The organism is Nitrosomonas supralitoralis (assembly GCF_003011925.2).
Lineage (GTDB): Bacteria > Pseudomonadota > Gammaproteobacteria > Burkholderiales > Nitrosomonadaceae > Nitrosomonas > Nitrosomonas supralitoralis.
Window position 1 is genome coordinate 64,888 of sequence record NZ_PXXU01000004.1, and the last position, 23,081, is coordinate 87,968.

Sequence of the window (23,081 nt, forward strand, 5' to 3'; positions counted from 1 at the left end):
TTAATCCAATGCTCATACAGAGAGATTTGGATATTCTTAAAAATGGAATATGTAACTCTATACAGCAAGTATCTGATCAAGAAAGAATCAGGCTTAATTTCTCTTACACTGATGCCGTTATCCTGGTTCTTGATATTAAGTTATTCACCATTGACATACGCAGAACAACCAACGGAATACCGGATGAAAGTAGCTTTTTTATACAATTTTGCTGCCTATACTGAATGGCCTGATTGGCCTGATCATAATTTGAATTTATGTATTTATGATGAAGATCCATTCAGAGAGCATTTACAACACTTACAGCAGAAGAAAGTTAACCATCTCGAAATAATAATCAGACATACGAGAAATATCGATGATCTCATCAATTGCCAAATGATCTTCATCACCCAATCGGCCATCGGCAATCTCGATGACATCATTAATCTATTGAATGGAAAGTCAATCCTTACCGTTTCTGACACCCCAGGCGCTGCCCAGAAAGGCACTGTGCTTAACATGACAGTGAAAGAGGGAAAAATTACATTTGAAGCCAATATCGCTAGAGCAAAGAAGAGCGGTTTAAAACTCAGCTCCCAATTACTACGTTTTGCCAGTGAGGTCTATCAATAATGAGGAATTCATTACCGAAAGCCGTCACTTTGCGTACAAAATTGCAACAAATCAGTTTTGCTACACAGAGCACTGCCATGCTGCTGGTTGCATCACTTGTCATTTGCAGCAGTTTCTTCATCAGTTTCTATTCATTATCAGAAACCAGCAAATCAACCGCTAAGTTATTGGCTGAGAATGCAGTAGCTACTCTAATGTTTCAGGATACAAGTACAGCTCAAACGCTATTGCATTCTCTGAAGAATACCCGGGAAATTCAAGCTGCAGCCATTTACAGTGAGGAAAAAACACAATTTGTTGAATATTCTCTCACCAGTAAACTGCTTCCTCAAACTTTACCATCGCTGGAAGAGAATTTTAAAACAAATCTACAGTTCTTAACAATTACCCAACCCATCCGCTTCAATAATCAGCTTTTGGGCGGTCTGTACTTGGAAGTTGCTTTGGCGCCACTTTACTGGCAAATATTCTGGCACATTATCATTACCATCACAGCAGCCGCGCTTGCCTTACTGATCGCCAATCTGTTGCTGCACCGATTGAACCGATCCGTACTGGACCCGCTCAATAATCTTTCGACTATCATCGATCATGTTACCAATCAGGCGGATTACACAACACGAACCGAATCCAGCACTATTGTTGAATTGAATACACTATCCAAAGGATTCAATAATATGCTGGAAATGATTCAAATACGTGATGCAAGGCTTGCAAATCACTTGGATCATCTTGAAGAGGAAGTTACAAAAAGAACGGCAGAATTAATGCTTGCGAAGGAATCGGCTGAAGCTGCTAGCAAAGCCAAGAGTGAATTTTTGGCGACCATGAGTCACGAAATCCGCACTCCGATGAATGGAATTTTAGGAATGACTGAATTACTGCTAGGCAGCCGACTGGATCAGAGTCAACACCGATTTGCAGAAACAGTGCAAAGCTCAGGCCAGCATCTATTAGGAATTATCAATGACATTCTTGATTTCTCAAAAATTGAATCGGATCATATGGAACTAGAGAGCCTTGATTTTGATCTAGTTCAGCTGATTGAAGATACGCTGACAATGTTTGCACAACCTGCTGACAAAAAAGGTTTGGAATTAGCTGCACAATTTATACCTCCCAATATGCCTTTTGCAGTACGGGGAGATTCGTTCAGACTACGACAAATCGTCGCGAATCTGATCAATAATGCGATTAAATTCACCTCCCAGGGAGAGGTTGTGATTCGCACTCAGTTGAATGAACTAACCGATCCCTTAGTGAATATCGATATTTGTGTTGAAGATACCGGCATTGGCATTCCTCCGGAATATCATAAAAAGATTTTTCAGCACTTTTCTCAGGCGGATGGCTCCACTACACGGCAATTCGGAGGGACCGGGCTTGGACTCACGATTTGCAAAAGATTACTGGATCTGATGGGAGGAAACATTTATGTAGAAAGCAAGCCGGATCAAGGCTCCAGATTCTGGATTAATCTACAACTGGAAAGATCCACACTGGAACGCGCATGCCAGCCCAAAATATCTAGTTTAGTCGGCATCAATGTATTGGTTGTGGATGACAATCAGACTAACCGGGAGATTCTTAAACTCCAGCTACAAAACTGGCAAATTCATGCGGTATGCACCGACGGTCCCGAACAAGCTCTAACTGCCATGACAGAAGCTCTTGATCGCAACGAACCATACCATCTAGCCATTCTGGACATGCATATGCCCAGAATGAATGGGTTACAGCTGGCCAGGAAAATTCAGGCCGATCCTGTTTTGAGTAAAACCCGCCTGATGATGTTGACCTCAACCCATAGCGATGCCACTCAGCTAGAAAGAGAAAATGTCGGGATTTTACGCTACGTCAACAAGCCAATCCGTCAGAAAGAATTAATTGATATTATCTTGGATGTTATGGGACGCAATCTTAATAAACCTGTTACACCCAAACAAAATCCAACTCCCACTCTGACCCATTCCTTTCACGGCTCAGTTTTACTGGCTGAGGATAACCCAGTCAATCAAGAAGTAGCTAAAGCGATGTTAAGTCGATTGGGTCTGGATACTACTATCGCACAAGATGGCAAGCAAGCTGTTGATTTGATCCGTAACAATCACTACGATATTATTTTAATGGATTGTCAAATGCCGGTGATGGATGGTTTTGAAGCAACCACACAGATTCGGCAGCAGCCCTGCAAAACTCCAATCATTGCACTGACAGCCAATGCTACCGAAAACGATCGAACTCTGTGTTTAAACGCGGGAATGGATGATTTCTTATCTAAACCTTATTCGCTCAATCAATTACAGCAAAAAATCCTGCAATGGTTTCCCAAAGAAAAAGACAATCCTATGAATACTGAAGAATCAGAACCTGTTGCAATAAAGTCGGCGAACAACATTACACCTGCGCTCAACCCGGCTAGACTTAACGAGATTCGAGAACTTGATCCTACGGGAGGCAGCAGCCTGCTGCAAAAGATCCTACAGGCCTTTCTCGAATCTGCTGATAACGGCCTACAGCAGCTTGAACAGGCAATTCTGAACAATGACTCTGAAAGTCTGCGACAAGCGGCACATGCTTTGAAATCCAGCACTGGAAATATAGGCGCTGAAAGCTTATCCGCTATTTTCAAGCAATTGGAAATTGATGGACATGCCGGCGAACTAACTCGTGCAAAAGCATTACAAGAAATTATGCATGCGCATTATCAAAACGTTATCACCGAGATAAGAAAAATACTTACTCCAACGTGACAACAAAGAATTTTAAAATTTTGCTGGCCGATGACGATGCAACGGTTAGAATCCTCGCGCAAGCTGCACTTGAGAATGCCGGTTTTGAGGTTATGCTGGCTTGCAATGGCACAGAAGCCATTCGTTTGTTTGAAGAAACACCCGCTAATATGATTATGCTTGATGTCGAAATGCCCGACATGGATGGTTATTCGGTCTGCTCTTACATAAGAAAAAAAATTGGCAACGAACTACCCATTATCATGGTCACTGGAATGGATGATGTCCAATCTATTAATCGTGCCTTTGAAGTTGGCGCAACAGATTTCATCGCTAAACCGATCAACTGGAATCTGCTTAGTTATCGCTTATTGTATTTAAAGCGCGCTTACTTGAACCTGCTTGCACTTAAAGTTGCTAATGCGCGAAGCGCAGCAATTTTAAGTGCCATTCCCGACACAATGTTCATAATTAATGATCGAGGCATCATCATGGATATTTGCAGTCATGCAGATACTGCGTCCTGGCTGATTCAAGATTCGGCAGATCCATTGAAGCTAAGCTTGCCTGAAGATATAGCCAGCTTATATTTGGATGCCGCAGGACAAGCTCGCCGTAACGGTACAGTCGAGCTTTTCGAGTACCCGCTCAAACCGAGTAATGATAAATCCAGATACTATGAAAACCGTATTGCTGTGATTGATTCTGAGGAAACGCTTTGCCTGGTTCGCGATATCACTGACCGCAAAGACTCCGAAAGTAAAATTTTCCATCTCGCGTATTTTGACAATCTGACCGGACTGCCGAATCGTCAATCATTTATGGAACGTTTAAAGAGTGAAATTAAACGTGCCCATTATGCCGATAACAAATTGGCAATCCTGTTTTTGGACCTGGATGGTTTCAAAAGCATTAACGATACGATGGGACATAATGCTGGAGATACTATACTTAAGTGCGCTGCCGATCGCTTGCATAACAGCACACGCCACTCTGATTTCGTATCTCGTACCCATAAAAATCATTCAGAGATTAACCTCGCCCGTCTCGGAGGGGATGAATTTACCGTTATTATTCCTAATCTATCGCGTGCGGAAGATGCGCTTATTTTAGCGCATCGAATTCGTAAAACCATGCGTCGTCCTTTTCACCTGGAAAGCCGTGATGTCGTGCTCACTACAAGTATTGGCATTGCTCTTTACCCCAATGATGGTGACAATGCCGAGACTTTGTTGAAGCATGCAGATACAGCAATGTACTATGCCAAAAATGAAGGCCGGGATAATTGTCAATTCTACAATGCTGATTTGACGCTTCAGGCAGAAAAGCGCATGCACCTGGAAAACGATCTACGCAATGCATTACAGCAAAATGAATTTTATCTTGTTTACCAGCCACAGTTGGATATTACAGAAGGAAACTTCCAATCAGTAGAAGCATTGATACGCTGGCAACACCCTGAACAAGGAATTATTTCTCCACTTGATTTCATCCCGCTAGCAGAAGAAAATGGTTTAATCATTCCAATCGGAGAGTGGGTATTGCGCACTGCATGTGCTGAAGCTGTTCAATGGCATAACAATGGTCAATGTCTGGATGTCGCTGTCAATCTCTCCCCTATGCAAATCAAGGATTCTGAACTGGTAAACAAAGTACTCGGCATTCTCACCGAAACAGGCTTTCCTCCCAACCAACTGGTTCTGGAAATTACTGAAGGCGCCTTGATGGAGCATAATGAAAATACTTTGACTACGCTGCATACGCTACGGAATCATCAGATTAAAATTGCCCTAGATGATTTCGGCACTGGTTATTCTTCGATGAATTACTTAAGGCGCTTACCCATAAATTATATTAAGGTAGACCAAAGCTTCGTTCGTGATTTATTAGATAATAAAGACAATCTTGCGATCGTCCGGGCGATGATTTCGTTATCGATGAATCTCGGTTTTTCTGTAACGGCCGAAGGCATAGAAACATTGAGGCAAGCTCAGGTCTTGAAATATTTTGGTTGTAATGCTCTGCAAGGTTACTACTTTAGCAAACCAATCAGCGCAGAAAAAATTCATTGTCTCCTCAATCAGAAGTGGTCAATTCAAGCATCCAGCCCCAACGCAATCGATCATGAAAATAGCTGACATTAACCAACTAAAAATCAGTACATTACTGCCCAGTCCTAAAGGCGTGGCATTGGCACTACTGGAAGCTTGCCGTCAGGAAGATGTATCCATCAACGAAATTGCCAAACTCATCCAGACCGATCCCGCACTCTCAGGCCGTGTGATTCAGCGTGCCAACGCAACCAAACAAACCACACGCTCGATCTCATCCATAGCAGAAGCCATTTCACGTGTCGGTCTAAATTCCGTCAAACAATTGGCCATGGGCTTTTCTCTCATTGATCAATATTCGAAAGGCCCAAACAAAAGTTTTGACTATCAGGAATTCTGGTCTCATTCGCTGTTGATGGCAATTGCCATGCAAGAATTGAGTAAAACAACCCGAGTTTCTTCGCCCGATGATTTATTTTCCTGCGGATTAATGATGCGCATAGGTTGTCTGGCACTCGCCTCAATCTACCCCGACCAATATTCCGAACTCATACAGAAACAATCACCAGACATCCCTTTAAGCCAGTTGGAACAGCAGTATCTTCAAACGGACCATAATGAATTAACTGCTGCAATGTTAATTAATTTTGGCTTCCCAACCATTTTTGTGGAGTCGATTTACTATCATGAAACGCCCGACGAATCTGGATTCTTTGAAGGTTCTCGTCCTTATCAAATTTTACATCTACTGTATTTGGCAAAACAGATTGCTGATTTTGCATTAACTAAAGAATCCGAACGCAATCAGCGCATTGCAGGACTCTTATTACTGGGTGGAAAAATCGGTCTGGATACCGAAACATTTAGCAACTTTATCGACCGAATCATGCAGGAATGGCATACATGGGCAAAAATACTCAAAATAACAACTAAGGATCAACTTCCGTCTTTTCATAAACTGTTGAGCCCAGCTGCACCACGGCCGGAAAATGCAACCAACGCGGCCTCAGTACGTATTCTCTTAGTTGAAGACGATCCAACCAATCTCATTCTCTCCAAAGAAATACTCACCAATATTTTGGGTCACACCGTATTTACCGCCAACGATGGTCAACAAGCATTAGCACTGGCTATGGAAGTATTACCGCACATTGTCATCACTGACTGGATGATGCCGATCATGAATGGTCTTGAATTAACCAAGTCATTACGGGCAACTGAATGGGGACAGAACTTATACGTCATCATGCTCACCAGTGTCGAAGATGAAGATGAAGTTATTAAGGCATTTAATGCGGGTGTCGATGATTATGTGACCAAGCCCATCAATATCCGGGCTTTCCGAGCCAGATTAAGAGCAGCCTGGCACTACCGGCAGTTACAGGAATCGTGGGAACAGGACCGCGAGCAACTCAAGCGCTTTGCTGCGGAATTAGCGGTTACCAATCGCAAATTAGAATACTTTGCTTTAACCGATATGCTGACAGAATTACCCAACCGGCGCTCCGGTATGGATTCATTATCGGAAACATGGAGTGTCGCTAACCGATCCGGACAATTGATGGCAGTCATGCTCATTGACATTGATCATTTTAAAACAATCAATGACAACTATGGGCACTCAATTGGCGATAAAGTGCTTAAAGAAGTATCTTCGATTATTCGCAAAACAGCACGCAAAGGTGATACTTTCTGCCGCATGGGGGGAGAAGAGTTTCTTATCGTATGTCAGTTAGGAAATACCGATTTAAAGTCGTTCATATTTTTTGCAGAAAGACTTCGCCATCAAATAAGCCAGCAACAAATCAAAATTAGCGAGATTCATGTTCAAATCACGATAAGTATTGGCGTTGCCTTAAAGGAAGCCAGTATGAAAAACGAAGAGCATCTCATCAATGCGGCCGATAAGGCACTGTATGCAGCGAAGAATGCAGGCAGAAATCGAGTCTATCTATCACTAAAAAATAGACTTATAGCTGCGCCCTCGGAAAGCAATAGCCCACCTGACAAAGCGCAGTGACTCTCGACTTTGACAAGAATATCCGAAACAATTGCAATCGAGATTTTAAAGCTCTTACGGGTTAATTTATTTAGTAAAAATTACTGGTATAAAAAATCCATAAATCATACTCATAAAAACAAATCTAGCATTCCTACAGAATGAACGGTTTGCGGTATCAATATCCAATTTAACAATATAGTAAGCTCTGAAGTTATCAGGCTTCTCACTTTCGTGCTGTTTTGCTAATTTTGAGAGCACTGATTGACGCTTTCCGAGTGTTGTGTGCGACCACTTCTCCAGGCAAAACCCAGAATTTCACTGCAACTCTCATATAGCAAGCCATCACAGAAAACCCTTACATGATCAGACGGGCCCATTCAGTCAATGTGACAAAATACAAATATCCGCCACAACATGCTTTTGTTGCTCTACAAACAAACAACATTAGCCAGAAATTTACTCGGACACAATGCTCTTAAACCAATGTCTTGACCGCACTCGGCATCAGAACTTATGAATATATGGGGAGAGTGGCATGACAAGATTTCATTTACTTCTCTACAGATGCGAATATCAGTTTTGCAAGGCGCTTTAATTCTTTGTAGAGATTCATGCAGCTCCTAGAAATATAGGCTTTTTACCAGTCATTTCTAATTCTAGGTCAAATATATAACGTGTAAGAATATTCTCTCCTCTCAAGATAGTAGATTTAGCTGAAAGTACTCATATGAGAATATCGCGCGAACCCAATCAACTGCAGTCGACTCATTTGATGAATCGAAATCCGTCAAAGAGCCTGGTTCTGAAATTTTCAACTCTCGTCGTTCTTGGATGTTTTGCAAAATTCACGATCGCAGGAAGTCATTCTGTTGATAATCGATTCTTGAACCTGAGTATCGATGAACTAATGAATGTTAAGGTCACTACAGTTTCCAGAACGCCGCAGAAACTTTCCCAAGTGGCATCCGCTATTTTTGTAATTACCCAGGATGATATACGCCGTTCTGGCGCAACAAGTATTCCCGATGCTTTAAGGATGGCACCTGGAGTGCAAGTGGAACGCGTCGGAACCGACAAATGGGCGATCAGTATCCGTGGTTTTAATGGTCTCTATGCTAACAAATTGCAAGTATTGATGGACGGACGTAGCGTTTATTCTCCGATCTTCTCCGGTGTGATTTGGGAACAACAAGATACGCTCATGGAAGACATCGAACGTATCGAAGTGATCCGTGGTCCTGCCACAACCTCTTGGGGATCCAATGCAGTCAATGGCGTTATCAACATTATCACAAAAAAAGCCGCCGATACTCTGGGCACACTCTTCACTGCTGGCGGAGGAAGTTTTGAACATGGTTTTGTGGGCGCACGCTACGGCGGAATGATTAATGAAGACACACCTTTCCGTGTCTACGCCAAAGGGTTTACCAGAGGCCAAACCCAATCGTTATCCGGGGAAAATGCTAATGATCACTGGCACTCGGCCAGAGGAGGATTCCGCTTTGACCATACTCGTGGCATCGATCAATTTACTTTGCAAGGTGATTATTTCTCCAATTTCAATGGAAGTACTCTCGATAAAAACGCCCTTAGCCTATCGACCAACTCGACGGGTCAGATGCGTGGACATTCTGAGGGTGGAAATATTCGCTTTCGCTGGGACCGAGATATTTCTGAGCATTCATCATTTATGCTGCAGGTTTATTACGATCGCAATCTGGCCATCTTACAGCCAGTAGGCAAATTTGATGCCGAAAGCTTTGACGTCGACCTGCAGTACCGTTTTCCACTATTTGATCGGCATTATCTGACTTGGGGAGCCAATTACCGGTTGTATCACAACAAACTCTTCGATACCAATTTAGTGGCATTTTCGCCTCATGAGCGCACCAATCATTTGGCCAGCACTTTCATCCGAGATGACATTACGCTAATACCGGATCGCTTGCTGTTCACAATAGGCAGCAGATTCGAACATAACGATTTCACCGGAATGGAAATACAACCTAATGCAAGGTTAATGTGGACTCCTGATACTGAAAACTCAATCTGGTTGGCAATATCTCGTGCAGTGCGAACACCTTCACGTGGTGAAGTCGATGGCAAGATTGATATAACACCATCTCTATCGGCTACTGGTTTAACCTTAACTAACTTGCCGTTTCCTATCGCAGCGACATTAAATGGCAATAAACACTTCAATTCAGAAAAACTGATCGCATATGAACTGGGATACCGACATCAATTCTCTCCACAAGCCTCCATCGATATGACAGCATTTATCAATGACTACAGTCAGTTACGAGACCTAACCTTTGGCGCATTATCACTCAGAACAGGATTTCCAATACAATTCTTACAGCCTGTTATGATTAATAATCTGGGATCTGCGTTGACTTATGGCTATGAAACATCGATTGATTGGAAACCAAGAGATAACTGGCGCCTGCAAGGTAACTACAGTTTTCTCAACATAGACTTTTCTTCTAATAATTTTTTTAAAAACACTAACCCAACCACAGGAGGTTCAGAAAAGGCCAACCCGCAACATCAATTGTCAGTGCGCTCAAATTACGATCTATCTGAAAATTTGCAACTCAATCTTTGGTTACGTTATACCAGTGCTATCTCGTTTTACAATATCCCCAGCTACGTTACGATGGATGCAAAGCTGATATACAGGCCAACAAGAAATATTGAACTATTCGTCGTCGGTCAGAATCTCTTTAGTCAAAACCATAGAGAATCCGTGTCTGACTTTATCCCTATAGTGCCCGTGCTTATTCCACGTGGGATATACGCAGGAGCGCAATGGCGCTTTTAGCTATAAACGTGGAAATACAATTCTTTAATCTACTCATCAAGCTTCCAGCCACATTCGTCAATCGATGTGTCTGCTACACGATTGCAGCTTTATGGTTAGGCTTTTCTCTGTCTATTTCTCACTCAGTCGCGAAAGCCGACAGTCCTTTGGAATATCAAGTCAAAGCAGCTTTTATCTACAACTTTATTGCATTCACACATTGGCCCGATAATACGAATCAAGTTATCCTTCTCTGTGTTTTTGGAGAAGACCACTTCGGCAATGAAATCGATAAGTTACAAAATAGATCTATTGATAAGCGGCATATCAATGTCGTGCGTATCAGTGATCCTGATCAATTAAAACAGTGTCAGGCCATTTTTTTCTCTAAATCTGTCAGTAACAACTTAGCAAGTATTTTGAACAGCTTACCCAACGAACCTATATTGACACTGGCAGACACTCCAAATGCTGCATCAAAGGGTATTGCAATTAATATGAGCTTGATGAATCAGAAAATTGTGTTCGAAATTAATTTAGCGATTGCACGAAAATCCGGATTGGATTTCAGCTCCAAACTACTCCAGCTAGCTGCCAAAGTGTATCAATAGATACTCTCTTCCATTCATAGAATACTTCCTTTTTGTCAGCTAAATCCAGCCTTAAATTCAACATATTAGATGAAGAATTATTTCTCATTATTTTTAAGTTTCAACGAAATAGTACATTTGCCCCTATAGTTGGCTTAATATCAAATTGACTGGAGATCCCTGGGTCAAACAGAGCAGCCATTTTGCAAAGTAAATAGTTAAAAGTAGCTCCCAGGATAGCTTTTCAACAATTCTGTTAGACTCGGACCCCTAAAATCACCTGACGCTTCCGCAGATCACTCAATATTTCCATTCCGCCGCGCACAACGACATCGGCTTGCACATGGTTCAGCTCAACTGATATCTGCTGCAGCAACGTCCGTGCAGATTTGTGATCATTGCTACTAATCAACTGCAATAACCGTGCGGTCACTGCATTAATTTCAATAAAATGCACTGCAAAATCGGCATCTCGATAAACGATTAAATTTGTTTGCGTAGCTTCGGGCGCTCTTGGCTGAAAATCCGGACTGATTTTGTGTACCGGAAAACGATAGCTCAATGACCAGGCAAACGGGGAAATCACCGGAATACCATCAAGCAAGTCGCCTTTCGGATTAATTGTTGCTATCTCTACTTTCTCATCTGATATAGAAAGCGCCAATTCGACCCACTCATAATGGGCCAGTTCCAGAATAAATGGCGGATCATCTGGTTGGGCTATGCGCTCATGGTCCAAATATTTTAGAAACTCACGCGGTATTTCCGGAAACAATGGAGTATGCGACAAGTGATTGGCGAAATAATCCCGAATCATTCCGTGCCAGCGTTCATGCATCATGATTTGACGTAATACCGGAAAACTGCTGGAGATAAAACTCTCTACGTTGTTATAGAATAGTTCACGATAAATTTTCATGCGCCGTTCTTCCAAGGCTTCAGGGCACGGATTTTTTTTTGGATCACGGATATGCGCCGCAAAAGCGTATAGTTGCCGGACAAAATCGGAGTGATCAGCCGTGTTGTAGGTAGTCACTGGGTTGCCCCAAATATTTGGACTGTAACGAATGAATAATATCCACTTCCTGCAGCAATTCTACCAGCGGGGGTAAATTAAAATCACGCTCCAGTAATGTTGGTATAACACCAAAATACTGATAGACTTTCTCGAGTAACCGCCAAACGGGATCTATGACATCCGAGCCATGCGTATCGACAATCAGATCATCTGCTTCCTGATAATGACCGGCCACATGAATGTAGCGAATGCGCTCGGCGGGTAACGACCGAAGAAATGTGTCGGCATCATAGCGATGATTAATACTATTGACATAAATATTATTCACATCGAGCAATAGGTCGCAATCCGCCTCCTGCAGCACAGCCTTCAAGAAATCAACTTCTTCCATTTGTTTACCGGGTGCTGCATAGTAGGAAACATTTTCAACTGCGATACGCCGCTCTAAGATGGCTTGCACATAGCGAATGCGGTTCGCCACGTAATGCACTGCTTCCTCAGTAAAAGGTATTGGCATTAAATCGTACAGATGCCCGTCATCACTACAATAACTAAGATGTTCGCTGTAATAGCAAATGCGATGCTCGTTAAAAAATCGTTTCAAACGATGCAGAAAAGCCTGATCTAATGGCGATGGCCCACCGATCGAAAGTGACAATCCATGGCATATAAAAGGAAATTTCTCAGTCAGTTCACGTAACCTTTTCCCATAGCGTCCGCCGACACCAATCCAATTTTCTGGCGCAATCTCCCAAAAATTCACCTGCTGCGCAGTTTGATCTGCTAGCGAATCTATCATTGTTCGCCGCAGACCAAGACCTACGCCATAAACAGGATAAAGAGTTCTGCTCATGGAATTAATAGATTACTTTTCACAACATTATTTACTTTCTTGCTCAGCTTTCTTACCGTCGTCTTTACCTTCCATATCTTGCTTCATTTCTTTCTTGCTGCCACATTTACCTTCGCCACACTTGCCTTCCATATCCTTTTTCATTTCACTCTTGCTGTCAGCCTTTCCTTCTTGGCCAGCTTTCTTTGCACTGTCTCCATATGCCAGCATATAACCACTGGAAAGCTCGCTCATTGCAAACGGATTGGTGAGCGTCTCAGCAGTCAAGCTGGTTGTAGCTAAGCTGGTAACTAATGCTGTGCCTAAAGCAATTGAAACAGGTTTAGTAATTTTCTTCGACATTATTTTCTCTCCATAAAAAGATGAATAAGATTGGACCACAATAATAACCGTAAATTGCTAGGCAATTGCTGAATTCTTTGTTGCTTTTTTTGCTTGCAGCTCTCTGTTAAACTCAGCGCTTCAAAAAATACTATAAAAAATGCTTGATAATCTAAGGAGCTTTGAATGTTTAACAAACCCAATCAGCTGATTTTTTACATCAATGTATTGATCATTGCCTTTGGTGCACTGGTGGCACTGTTTACTCCATTTTTCGTTGTGGGATTAATTTTTGCGATTTGCGCAGCACTGCTGATTCTTGATCAATTCAGACAGAACAAATCTGCTTTTACCATATCAGATTTAAGAAAAATATTAACTATTCATGATGACGGCGGCAATAAAGCGACTATGACACAAACTCAGATGACAACTGCATGTCATGTCGATAATTCAGAATACTGGTTTAAAAATATCCGCGCCATTGGCAGTATCAGTAATTTCAAAATCAACAATGAACAACCGGATGATCAACGAAAAGAAAACGGAAACTATCATGTTTGCATGAGAATTCCTCCTGAATTGAAATTAATTGATGGCTCCGATTTGATGCTGACCTATGAATATCAAGACGCTTTTACACAAAACCAGGGCACATTGTCGCATGTCATTGACGATGACACGCAACATCTGCATATGACAGTACAACTGCCTGAAGGCCGCGCAATTTCTACTGCTCGTTTTTTCTGTAAGCATGATGGTAAAGAAGAAGCATTATTGCCTCCGGTTGTAACTGGGAGCACAAAAATTGAAACGACCGTTAAAAACCCGAAATTAGGCGTGGAATACTGCTTGCAATGGAATTGGTCCGAACCAGGCCTATTAAAAAAATTAAGCAGTCTTTTTAAATAAATATTCACTTGTTAGCAAACATACTGGCTAATAGAGTCTAGATGATACAAATTTAATGTCGCTGTTCAATCTCCTTCCCATCGCCAGAACAAGAACTAAATAACACATTGAATCTACTTAAAGCTCTCGCCGCGGTCAGCAGCATGACTTTAGTATCGCGCATACTTGGATTTGTTCGCGATATCATGATTGCTCGCATTTTTGGGGCTGGAATGGCAACGGATGCTTTTTTTGTCGCCTTCCGGATTCCCAACCTATTACGGCGATTATTTGCCGAAGGCGCCTTTTCCCAAGCATTCGTTCCCATTCTTGCAGAATATAAAAATACTCGAACACCCGAAGAAACTCGCGAGTTGATTGATCACATCACCATGCTTTTGAGCATCACGTTGTTTGTTGTCACGCTTATAGGGATCTTGGCAGCACCCCTTATTATTTATGTCAGCGCCCCAGGTTTTTCTACTGATCCGTACAAGTTTAATCTGACTGTTGAACTACTTCAGATCACATTTCCTTACATTTTATTCATTTCCCTGGTCGCGTTAGCAGGTGGCATACTCAATACCTATGGCAGGTTTAATGTACCTGCGGTCACACCTGCGTTATTAAATTTATCATTTATCGGATGTGCATTATGGCTCACCCCCCTTATGGACCCACCGATTCTTGCACTAGCCTGGGCGGTTTTTATCGGTGGCGTACTACAACTCATATTTCAGATACCCTTCCTACTGCGTCTCAAATTATTGCCGCGCATTCATTTCCGAAATCGAGATACAGGTGCCTGGCGTGTAATCAAACTTATGGGCCCAGCAATTTTTGGTGTATCGGTCAGCCAAATCAGTTTACTGATCAACACGATATTTGCTTCACTATTGATTACTGGCAGCGTATCCTGGCTCTACTATGCAGATCGCTTAATGGAATTCCCGGCAGGCCTACTTGGCGTCGCATTAGGCACCATACTTCTACCGTCCTTAGCACGCCATTACAATAATAACAGTACTGAAGAGTATTCCCGATTGCTGGATTGGGGTCTCAGAATGACGATGTTACTGACTTTACCCGCATCGCTGGCGCTAGCATTATTAGCAACTCCCCTAATCACAACACTTTTTTATCATGGTGCTTTTACAGAGCACGATGTATGGATGACGCGTGAAGCATTAATTGCTTACAGCATTGGATTACTCGGCTTAATCCTGGTCAAGGTCCTCGCACCGGGATTTTATGCCCGACAGAACATCAGAACACCGGTAAAAATCGCTATCATCACGCTTATTGCCACACAACTTATGAATTTAACGTTTATCATTCCATTCAAACATGCCGGACTCGCATTGTCTATCGGACTAGGCGCTTGCATCAATGCCGGACTGTTATATTATAAGTTACGCAGCCACAGAATTTATCAACCACAACCTGGATGGCTAATTTTCTTTGTAAAAATACTGATAGCCTTAACGAGTATGGGGGTTGTTTTATGGTTTACCGCCGGTAGTGATGCTTCCTGGTTAATTGATTCCACAATGATCCGTGTCGGCCGGTTAAGCTGGATAATAATCATGGGCGCATCAAGTTATTTTGCCACTTTATGGTTATTGGGCTTCCGCATAAAAGACTTTACCAAACAACAAATCGAATAGTTGCATCACTTTCTTCATGAAATCATGCGAACCCAACTGAAAACAAAATCCATCTATTTATCGTCAAACTGATATTGTGCTTGAAATCGATGCCTTATTTGTTTAACGTATAAGCAAATTGTTGATCAGTAGCTTGAATGAATCTTTACCAGTCAGTAAGGGCAAGTGATATGTTTAATTTAGGTTCCATGCTCAATTTGGGCTCTACCGAACCAGTCGTGGGCAGAGCCCAGACCTTGGTGGAATGTTCTGCCACAGCAATTTTCCAGTATCTTGCGGATGGTCTTTTTGAGAATTATCCTCGATGGTCTCCGGAAGTTAAAGAGCTTGAGAAAATGACCCCTGGTCCGATACAGTTAGGCACGGAAGGTCGACAAGTACGTATTGATCAAGGACGCCGCACAGAATCCAGATTCAAGATATCCTCATACGAACCCGGTGTGCGCCTGACACTTCTCGGGGTATCTGAACCATTCCGCTGCACCTATGAATTACAAGCCATCAATCCTGAGCACTCTACCAAACTGACATTCACTTTTGAACTGCTTGAAATTCTGCCAATTATGCGGCCTTTTGAAGGATTGGTTCGCGCTGCGATTAGAGATGGCGCGGAACGCACGGTACAAAATATCAAGCGCTTGCTCGAAGCGGAGAAATCCAAGCAAGGCTCTTAATTAGAGTTATTCTGAATCATGCAGTATGGCAATCCAAAGCATCTAACGAATAAAAGGAGGATTGATGATACAAAATGCTTGTTCCAACAACCAGATACCCCGAGTTGATGATCGTCCATTATGGGATGTAGTCTTTGCAGTTTATGGTTATCCTGCATTACTGCTAGCACATCGACTAAAAATATTCCCTTTACTGGCGGAGAGTCCGCGTACCGTAACCGATATTTGTAACGCGCTGAATATCAAGCAACGTCCGGCAGAAGCAATTTTGACGGCCGCTACTGCTTTGGGTTTCTTATCTTTACAGGAAGGGCGCTATTTTCTGACCGCAGTATCAGAGGAATACCTGCTAGAGACGAGTCCCAATTATTTCGGTTTTTTCTGGGATCTGATGATTGACAATTATCAGGTTTCCTCCTTTGCAAGTTTGGAGAAAGCAGTTCTTACAGATTCTCCGCAGGCTTATGGAGGTGGTGATATTTTCAAGACTCATGAAGAGCAGATAGAATTGCTTCGCCGCTTCACTCGCGGCATGCATAGTATCAGCATATCGTCAGCCTTTGTTTGGCCCAAAGTTCTTGATTTTTCTCAACACCGTCTGATGCTTGACATTGCAGGAGGTTCTGCGGCTCATTCTATTGGCGCGGCATTAAAGTTACCCAACTTGAAAGTAATCTTTCTGGATTTTTCTCAGGTATGCGAGATTGCTCAAGAAAATATTAATCAGTATGGCTTACAGGAACGTATCAAGACACAAGAAACCAACATTTGGAGTGATCATTGGCCTTCAGCTGATTTGCACTTTTTCTCAAACATTTATCACGATTGGCCTCCAGAAAAATGCCATTTTCTAACAGCAAAGAGTTTCAATAGTCTTGAAACCGGTGGACGAATCGTAATCCATGAAATGCTCTATGATGATCAAAAAGCAGGCCCTTTTGCCCCGGCAGCATTTAGTATGATGATGATGGGCTGGACCGAAGGAAGACAATATTCCGGCCAGGAATTGACTACGATGTTAACGGAAATTGGATTTAAGGAAGTTGAAGTCCATCGAGCTTTTGGATACTATAGTATAGTAACGGGGCGCAAGCCTTAGATTGCGCCGATTTCACTCAATCTCTCATGTCATTCGGTTATTAAAATGGTTTAATCATCTACGGCATTAACGGAGTTGTTTATCTGAGCAACGAGATTCTTAGCAAAACTCATGAGCATGTTGACATCTTCGAGTTTATCAAGGAATCGTTGCGGAATACCCGAAAGACCGACCTGAGCACCCACAAGAGCACCAGTAAGAATAGTACGCGCCTGATTCTGTTCGCCACCGCTGACAGCACAGCAGACTCAAAATCGTCCTGGAATCGAGCTGCAAGATAATAAACTGCAGGAAGTTGGTGATAAATGGCGCAAGGCATATCGTAAACAATGGAAACCTTCCAGGCCGGCCCTATGGAAATCTCCGCATCCGCCACAGCCTCAGTCACATATAAGACGTATTTCAAGGAAGGGAAAGAGCTCTCCATCAATGCGACGGCAGAAATCCTCTTCATTATATTCGCCATGTTCAACCAAAGAACGGAGCATGAATGTAAAAATAATGCCCGCCTGGGAAAGCTGACCAGCCTTACGGCCGCTATGATAGCGTCCAGGTTTGGGATCAGTATAAGTGGTGATCACTCCCCGTAATCACACCGAAGTTCGGCAAGATCGTAATACCAGTGAGGACCTAGCGCTAACGCATCTCCGAAAAAAGAACCCATAATGGCACCGGCGGTACGCTCTTGGATGATCTTGTCTGGCATCAGACTAATCTCCTTTACAAAAGCTAAGTCAAGAAATTTGATAGCGCTAGGAAATTAATGACATCAATCGAAAAATATCAGCTAACAAACAAAACGACAAACGCACAATAACAGTCCACCTTATTCTCCCGAATAGATGCAATGCTAACCACCGCGATAATAATTACTTGCTTTGCTTCTTATCTTTTTCAATCAGCGCATACGCGGAATGGTTATGAATAGATTCAAAATTCTCGGATTCCACAATATAGGCATCAATCCGCGCATCATGATTCAGCACTTCCGCAATATCTCTTACAATATCCTCAACAAACTTGGGATTATCGTATGCTCTCTCAGTTACATACTTTTCATCAGGGCGTTTCAGCAGACCGTACAGTTCACATGAGGCATTTTTCTCAGCAATTTGGATGATATCTTCGATCCAAACAAAACTGTTGGTGCGTACGGAAATAGTCACATGCGAACGCTGATTATGCGCACCGTAATTAGATATTTTTTTCGAGCAGGGACATAAACTGGTAACCGGAACTATGACTTTCATGGTAAAGAGATATTCATTATTTTTAATCTCACCAATGAATGTCACTTCGTAATCCAACAAGCTTTTTACTTGCGAAACAGGTGCTGACTTATTGATGAAATAAGGAAAAGTCATCTCAATATGACCTGAATCCGTCTCCAGTCTCGCAATCATTTCCTGCAAGATGGCTTGAAATGACTCTACAGAGATTTCACGCTCATGGCTATTGAGGATTTCAACAAAGCGAGACATGTGCGTGCCCTTAAAATTATGTGGCAAATTGACATACATATTAAAAACCGCCACAGTATGCTGTACGCCATCATCTTTATCAGCTACAACAACGGGATGGCGAATCGCCTTAATCCCTACCCGATCTATTGCAATACGCCGGGTATCCAGTGAGCTTTGCACATCAGCAATCGGCATATCTATCTGTTTATTCATATTCTCTCCTGTACGACTAAGCGTTCTTGCTAACAGCAAATCAAGCAATTGAGATTATTAATCATTATTCAGACAATGCTGCTCGTACTGATTTGATAATACCACTGCTGTTCAATCCGCAGTCCGCAAGCATCTGTGCATGATCGCCCTGTTCAATAAAAATATCCGGCAATCCAAGCTGCAACACTCTGACTTGTATTCTCTGGCTGTTTAGCGATTCTATTACAGCACTGCCAGCCCCCCCCATCACGGTATTTTCTTCCACAGTAACCAGCAAATCATGACTGGCAACTAGCAATGCAACAAGCTCATCATCCAACGGCTTGATAAAACGCATATTAACCACTGTAGCATTCAACTCATCTCCTGCTCCTAAGCATGGCGTCAACATGCTGCCAAAAGCCAGCAATGCAACTTTTTCTCCTTGACGTCGAATTTCCCCCCGTCCAATAGGTAGTGCCTGCATGTTTTTTTGAACCTGGATTCCCGGTCCGGTTCCCCTAGGATAACGAACTGCGGTTGGCGTATCCAATTTAAAAGCAGTATACAACATTTGCCTGCATTCATTTTCATCGGCAGGTGCCATTACGGTCATATTTGGAATGCAGCGCAAATAAGTTAAATCAAAACTACCCGCATGTGTTGGCCCATCTGCCCCGACCAAACCGGCCCGATCGATGGCAAATACCACAGGTAAACTCTGAATGGCCACATCATGAATCAATTGATCATAAGCGCGCTGCAAAAAGGTTGAATAAATCGCGACAACTGGCTTTAAACCGTCGCACGCTGCACCCGCCGCGAATGTGACAGCATGTTGCTCGGCTATACCAACGTCAAAATAACGCTCAGGATATTCTTGAGAAAACCGAACCAATCCTGAGCCTTCGCGCATCGCTGGCGTCACGCCAATCAAACGGGAATCCTGCGCCGCCATATCACATAACCAATCGCCAAAAATTTGTGTATAGGTCGGTTTCCCATTAGATTTAGAAATAATTCCCTTTTTCGGATCAAACTTACCCACACCGTGATACAAAATTGGATCTTCTTCCGCTACCTTGTAGCCCGCACCTTTACGAGTTACTACATGCAGGAACTGCGGACCATCCAACTGCTTGATATTATTCAAGGTAGTAATCAACACATCCAAATCATGACCATCAATCGGACCAATATAATTAAACCCGAATTCTTCAAATAAAGTACTTGGCGTTACCATTCCTTTGACGTGTTCTTCAGCACGTTTAGCCAATTCCAAGACGGTGGGAACAACACCTAACACCTTCTCACCTGCACGTCGCGCTGTAGCATAAAATCGGCCTGACATCAGCTTGGCCAGATAGTTATTGAGAGCACCAACTGGACGGGATATCGACATGTCATTGTCATTCAGAATAACCAGCAAATTAGCATCCATCACGCCAGCGTTATTCAATGCCTCAAATGCCATGCCCGCACTCATGGCGCCATCGCCGATAATCGCGATAGCTCTGCGATCACTCCGGTTCAATTGCGCAGCAACCGCCATCCCCAACGCTGCGCTGATTGAAGTACTCGAGTGCGCAGTACCAAATGCATCATATTCACTTTCATCTCGGCGTGGGAATCCAGCCAAACCATCTTGCATGCGTAATTTATTCATGCCATTACGACGACCTGTCAAAATTTTGTGCGCATAAGTCTGATGCCCTACATCCCAAACCAATTGATCGTGAGGTGTATTAAACACGTAATGCAAGGCAATGGTTAATTCAACCGTGCCTAAATTGGAAGATAAATGTCCACCGGTTTTTGCGACTGAATCAATCAAGAAGCTTCGTAATTCCTTTGCAAACTGTGGCAACTTCTTTTGATCCAACTCTCGTAATTGGAAGGGTAAGTTAATGGTATCTAACAATGGATACATTCAATGCCTAAAAATAAAAGATGTAAAAAAATTCTTAGAATTAGAATTTACGTTTAATTATAAAATCAGTTACCTGACGCAACCTTAACGCAGCTTCATTAAAACCATCCAAAGCTTGATGAGCATCATGCTGCAGTTTTGCAGCCAATTCACGCGCCTGACTGATACCCAGAATACTGACATACGTTGGTTTATTATGCTCAGCATCTTTTCCAGCCGTTTTGCCCAATGTCGCCGTTGTTGCCTCAGTATCCAGCAGATCATCAACTACTTGGAATGCCAAGCCGACACATTTAGCAAAATGATCCAACTTAGCCAATTGTTCATTACTCAAACAACTGCTGCAGCGTGCTCCCAGCATCACGGCAGCGCGAATCAATGCACCCGTTTTATGGATATGCATAAACTCCAGCTCTGGCAAACTAAGCATCTTACCGACACTATCCAGATCAAACGCCTGTCCTCCTGCCATACCACGAGAACCCGATGCCAATGCCAACTGTGCGATCATTTCCAGTTGCGCCTCAGGCGCATCCGCCAAAGGTCTCTCCGCCAGCAATTCAAATGCAAGCGTCTGCAGACTATCTCCCGTCAGCAACGCAGTGGCTTCATCATATTCGATATGGCAGGTAGGTTTCCCCCGCCGTAGAATATCGTCATCCATGCAGGGTAAATCATCATGCACCAAAGAATAGGCGTGAATCAGCTCCACTGCAGCCGCAACAATCGTTATACGCTCAGAATCGGCACCGGCAAGCTCGCCCGCCGCAAATGACAATAATGGACGCACGCGCTTTCCACCACCCAGCACAGAATAGCGCATTGCTTTATGCAATCGCTCAGGAACACAATCAACCGCCGGTAACCTCGCTTCCAGAAATGTTTCGATACGAGTCTGACAACTACTCGCCCAACTTTGGAAATCAAGACTCATTGTTATCAGATCGAGTAAAGTTTTTTAACATCCCGGCCTCTAGTACGCGCACCTGCTGCTGAGCGCCTTGCAATTTATCCTGACAATATTGCAATAACTCTGCGCCGCGCTGATAGGCTGCGAGCGATGCTTCCAATGACATTTGCCCTGCTTCCATGGTTGACACTATTTTCTCAAGTTCTGCGGATGCTGCCTCATAACTCTCGGGTTGAGTTGTAGCACCTCGCTTAGAAGATTTGTTCATAAAAAACTTTAGTCAGATAATAAGATACTGATATAAATAATAGATAGCTTTATTACAAAAAAACAGATAAAAATAACGCAATAAGCAATATTAGGTCAATGCAAATTTAGTGAGAGAGACCTCCACATTCCAAAAATTGAATGACAATCCGCCGCAAAACTCCACACACAAACAGCCTGAGTGCTTTTGAAAAATCACTTCGAGTTATCTTACTTAGTTTCCAATTTTACTGTACTTACCGACAATATTGATACATAGATCTTACTATGGCAAGATACAGAACTCGGTCATTATCGCTAGAATCTTGATTGTTTGTGCTCCAGAAGAGATTCAATGCGCCATGTGAATTCAATTGATTCACAATCATGACCGTTTTTTTCAGTAAAACGCCAGGGCTGAGATTTTCAATACTAAAGCTCATTCTGTATTTTCAAATGCATTTAAATTGAGACGACATTGAACGACGAAAATATTAATCAAATTGTTGGCTACTTCGAAACCGTGCCACTATGGCCATTTGTTTTATTTGGCTTATTAGGGGTGGTTGCTATTATGGTAGATATTATTAACCGTAAGCGCCGCGCTTTGGCCATCGATAACTTCCGTTACACCATTGAAAAAGAGTTAGCCGATATGTACCCGGTGCATAAATGCTGGCCAAAAAATATTAACCAATACCTCACATCCCGTTTGCCGGAAATGTATCATAATTTTGAGGTGCTACGAGTATTCATTCCACAAGATCGTTTGCTGAGTTACAACACGGACTGGAACAAGTTTCGTGATTTCTGTCGCAATCTTACTGACGAAAAGATTGCCGCAGCTGAACAAAGCTCAACCACGACAAAACAATCTGTAAGCACGGAACTCGATCCAAAAATAGAATTTCATCAATTATTATCAAATTTACTTAAACATACTCATATATAAAAATTTCTCGGTGGATACTGGGCTAATACAAGCTAACAGAAAATTGATTCGTACTTTATTTGCCTTTTTATA

Annotated in this window: 19 protein-coding genes; 11 read left to right on the top strand and 8 right to left on the bottom strand. The window is 42.6% G+C overall.

Going from position 1 to position 23,081, the window contains the following annotated elements:
* Positions 1–42: 42 nt before the first annotated feature.
* From C7H79_RS02035 to C7H79_RS02060, 6 genes are all read left to right on the top strand, one after another.
* Positions 43–615: a YfiR family protein gene (locus tag C7H79_RS02035; RefSeq protein WP_242447096.1), complete on the top strand. Its 573-nt coding sequence runs from the start codon at positions 43–45 to the stop codon at positions 613–615.
* A complete protein-coding gene (locus C7H79_RS02040) occupies positions 615–3,368 on the top strand; it encodes a response regulator (RefSeq protein WP_106705628.1) in 2,754 nt (917 codons plus the stop codon). Before C7H79_RS02035 ends, C7H79_RS02040 begins: the two co-directional genes overlap by 1 nt.
* Positions 3,365–5,485 carry a two-component system response regulator gene (locus C7H79_RS02045; RefSeq protein WP_106705629.1) on the top strand — a complete coding sequence of 707 codons (2,121 nt, stop codon included), beginning with the start codon at positions 3,365–3,367 and terminating at the stop codon, positions 5,483–5,485. Before C7H79_RS02040 ends, C7H79_RS02045 begins: the two co-directional genes overlap by 4 nt.
* Positions 5,472–7,418 carry a GGDEF domain-containing response regulator gene (locus C7H79_RS02050; RefSeq protein ID WP_106705630.1) on the top strand — a complete coding sequence of 649 codons (1,947 nt, stop codon included), beginning with the start codon at positions 5,472–5,474 and terminating at the stop codon, positions 7,416–7,418. The genes C7H79_RS02045 and C7H79_RS02050 overlap by 14 nt, the downstream gene beginning before the upstream one ends.
* 709 nt (positions 7,419–8,127) lie before the next feature.
* Positions 8,128–10,224 carry a TonB-dependent receptor plug domain-containing protein gene (locus tag C7H79_RS02055; RefSeq protein WP_309477316.1) on the top strand — a complete coding sequence of 699 codons (2,097 nt, stop codon included), beginning with the start codon at positions 8,128–8,130 and terminating at the stop codon, positions 10,222–10,224.
* Entirely contained in the window at positions 10,212–10,814 is a 603-nt protein-coding gene (locus C7H79_RS02060) for a YfiR family protein (protein ID WP_242447097.1), read from the top strand. The genes C7H79_RS02055 and C7H79_RS02060 overlap by 13 nt, the downstream gene beginning before the upstream one ends.
* Before the next feature lie 235 nt (positions 10,815–11,049).
* Here the strand turns inward: C7H79_RS02060 and C7H79_RS02065 are convergent, their stop codons facing one another.
* Genes C7H79_RS02065 through C7H79_RS02075 form a run of 3 tightly spaced genes read right to left on the bottom strand, consistent with a single transcriptional unit; the run spans position 11,050 to position 13,006 of the window.
* On the bottom strand, positions 11,050–11,829 hold the full coding sequence (locus C7H79_RS02065; RefSeq protein ID WP_106705631.1) for an HvfC family RiPP maturation protein: 780 nt from the start codon (positions 11,827–11,829) through the stop codon (positions 11,050–11,052).
* Positions 11,807–12,664 carry an HvfB family MNIO-type RiPP peptide maturase gene (locus tag C7H79_RS02070; RefSeq protein WP_106705632.1) on the bottom strand — a complete coding sequence of 286 codons (858 nt, stop codon included), beginning with the start codon at positions 12,662–12,664 and terminating at the stop codon, positions 11,807–11,809. Before C7H79_RS02070 ends, C7H79_RS02065 begins: the two co-directional genes overlap by 23 nt.
* A 27-nt stretch (positions 12,665–12,691) precedes the next feature.
* Positions 12,692–13,006, bottom strand: coding sequence for an HvfA family oxazolone/thioamide-modified RiPP metallophore (locus C7H79_RS02075; RefSeq protein WP_106705633.1), 315 nt, complete (start codon positions 13,004–13,006; stop codon positions 12,692–12,694).
* Positions 13,007–13,171: 165 nt separating this feature from the next.
* Between C7H79_RS02075 and C7H79_RS02080 the strand changes: the two genes are divergently transcribed.
* The 4 genes from C7H79_RS02080 (at position 13,172) to C7H79_RS02095 (ending at position 17,316) form a co-directional block, all read left to right on the top strand.
* The gene (locus tag C7H79_RS02080) at positions 13,172–13,897 is read left to right on the top strand and encodes a hypothetical protein (RefSeq protein WP_106705634.1); all 726 of its coding nucleotides are present in this window, start codon (positions 13,172–13,174) and stop codon (positions 13,895–13,897) included.
* A gap of 107 nt (positions 13,898–14,004) precedes the next feature.
* Positions 14,005–15,543, top strand: coding sequence for a murein biosynthesis integral membrane protein MurJ (gene murJ / locus C7H79_RS02085; protein WP_106705635.1), 1,539 nt, complete (start codon positions 14,005–14,007; stop codon positions 15,541–15,543).
* 170 nt (positions 15,544–15,713) lie between these two features.
* Positions 15,714–16,217: an SRPBCC family protein gene (locus C7H79_RS02090; RefSeq protein WP_106705636.1), complete on the top strand. Its 504-nt coding sequence runs from the start codon at positions 15,714–15,716 to the stop codon at positions 16,215–16,217.
* Between the two features lie 64 nt (positions 16,218–16,281).
* Positions 16,282–17,316 (top strand): methyltransferase, encoded by a 1,035-nt coding sequence (locus tag C7H79_RS02095; protein ID WP_106705637.1) that lies wholly within the window; start codon positions 16,282–16,284, stop codon positions 17,314–17,316.
* Positions 17,317–17,366: 50 nt separating this feature from the next.
* Here C7H79_RS02095 and C7H79_RS19720 read toward each other — a convergent pair whose 3' ends face one another.
* From C7H79_RS19720 to C7H79_RS02120, 5 genes are all read right to left on the bottom strand, one after another.
* Positions 17,367–17,501 (bottom strand): hypothetical protein, encoded by a 135-nt coding sequence (locus C7H79_RS19720; protein WP_508278631.1) that lies wholly within the window; start codon positions 17,499–17,501, stop codon positions 17,367–17,369.
* Between the two features lie 684 nt (positions 17,502–18,185).
* The gene (gene folE2 / locus C7H79_RS02105; RefSeq protein WP_106705638.1) at positions 18,186–18,992 is read right to left on the bottom strand and encodes a GTP cyclohydrolase FolE2; all 807 of its coding nucleotides are present in this window, start codon (positions 18,990–18,992) and stop codon (positions 18,186–18,188) included.
* Between the two features lie 64 nt (positions 18,993–19,056).
* A complete protein-coding gene (gene dxs, locus C7H79_RS02110) occupies positions 19,057–20,901 on the bottom strand; it encodes a 1-deoxy-D-xylulose-5-phosphate synthase (RefSeq protein ID WP_106705639.1) in 1,845 nt (614 codons plus the stop codon).
* A gap of 40 nt (positions 20,902–20,941) precedes the next feature.
* Entirely contained in the window at positions 20,942–21,835 is an 894-nt protein-coding gene (locus C7H79_RS02115; RefSeq protein ID WP_106705640.1) for a polyprenyl synthetase family protein, read from the bottom strand.
* On the bottom strand, positions 21,825–22,079 hold the full coding sequence (locus C7H79_RS02120) for an exodeoxyribonuclease VII small subunit (RefSeq protein ID WP_106705641.1): 255 nt from the start codon (positions 22,077–22,079) through the stop codon (positions 21,825–21,827). Before C7H79_RS02120 ends, C7H79_RS02115 begins: the two co-directional genes overlap by 11 nt.
* Before the next feature lie 456 nt (positions 22,080–22,535).
* On the opposite strand from C7H79_RS02120, the gene C7H79_RS02125 reads away from it, so the two are divergent.
* A complete protein-coding gene (locus tag C7H79_RS02125; RefSeq protein ID WP_106705642.1) occupies positions 22,536–23,009 on the top strand; it encodes a hypothetical protein in 474 nt (157 codons plus the stop codon).
* The last annotated feature ends 72 nt before the right edge of the window (positions 23,010–23,081 follow it).

Excerpts from the sequence above, each read along its gene's own strand:
- C7H79_RS02035 (WP_242447096.1), top strand. The coding sequence starts at position 43 with ATGGAATATGTAACTCTATACAGCAAGTATCTGATCAAGAAAGAATCA.
- C7H79_RS02040 (WP_106705628.1), top strand. The coding sequence starts at position 615 with ATGAGGAATTCATTACCGAAAGCCGTCACTTTGCGTACAAAATTGCAA.
- C7H79_RS02050 (WP_106705630.1), top strand. The coding sequence starts at position 5,472 with ATGAAAATAGCTGACATTAACCAACTAAAAATCAGTACATTACTGCCC.
- C7H79_RS02055 (WP_309477316.1), top strand. The coding sequence starts at position 8,128 with ATGAGAATATCGCGCGAACCCAATCAACTGCAGTCGACTCATTTGATG.
- C7H79_RS02060 (WP_242447097.1), top strand. The coding sequence starts at position 10,212 with ATGGCGCTTTTAGCTATAAACGTGGAAATACAATTCTTTAATCTACTC.
- C7H79_RS02070 (WP_106705632.1), bottom strand. The coding sequence starts at position 12,664 with ATGAGCAGAACTCTTTATCCTGTTTATGGCGTAGGTCTTGGTCTGCGG.
- C7H79_RS02075 (WP_106705633.1), bottom strand. The coding sequence starts at position 13,006 with ATGTCGAAGAAAATTACTAAACCTGTTTCAATTGCTTTAGGCACAGCA.
- C7H79_RS02080 (WP_106705634.1), top strand. The coding sequence starts at position 13,172 with ATGTTTAACAAACCCAATCAGCTGATTTTTTACATCAATGTATTGATC.
- C7H79_RS02090 (WP_106705636.1), top strand. The coding sequence starts at position 15,714 with ATGTTTAATTTAGGTTCCATGCTCAATTTGGGCTCTACCGAACCAGTC.
- C7H79_RS02095 (WP_106705637.1), top strand. The coding sequence starts at position 16,282 with ATGATACAAAATGCTTGTTCCAACAACCAGATACCCCGAGTTGATGAT.
- folE2 (WP_106705638.1), bottom strand. The coding sequence starts at position 18,992 with ATGAATAAACAGATAGATATGCCGATTGCTGATGTGCAAAGCTCACTG.
- dxs (WP_106705639.1), bottom strand. The coding sequence starts at position 20,901 with ATGTATCCATTGTTAGATACCATTAACTTACCCTTCCAATTACGAGAG.
- C7H79_RS02115 (WP_106705640.1), bottom strand. The coding sequence starts at position 21,835 with ATGAGTCTTGATTTCCAAAGTTGGGCGAGTAGTTGTCAGACTCGTATC.
- C7H79_RS02120 (WP_106705641.1), bottom strand. The coding sequence starts at position 22,079 with ATGAACAAATCTTCTAAGCGAGGTGCTACAACTCAACCCGAGAGTTAT.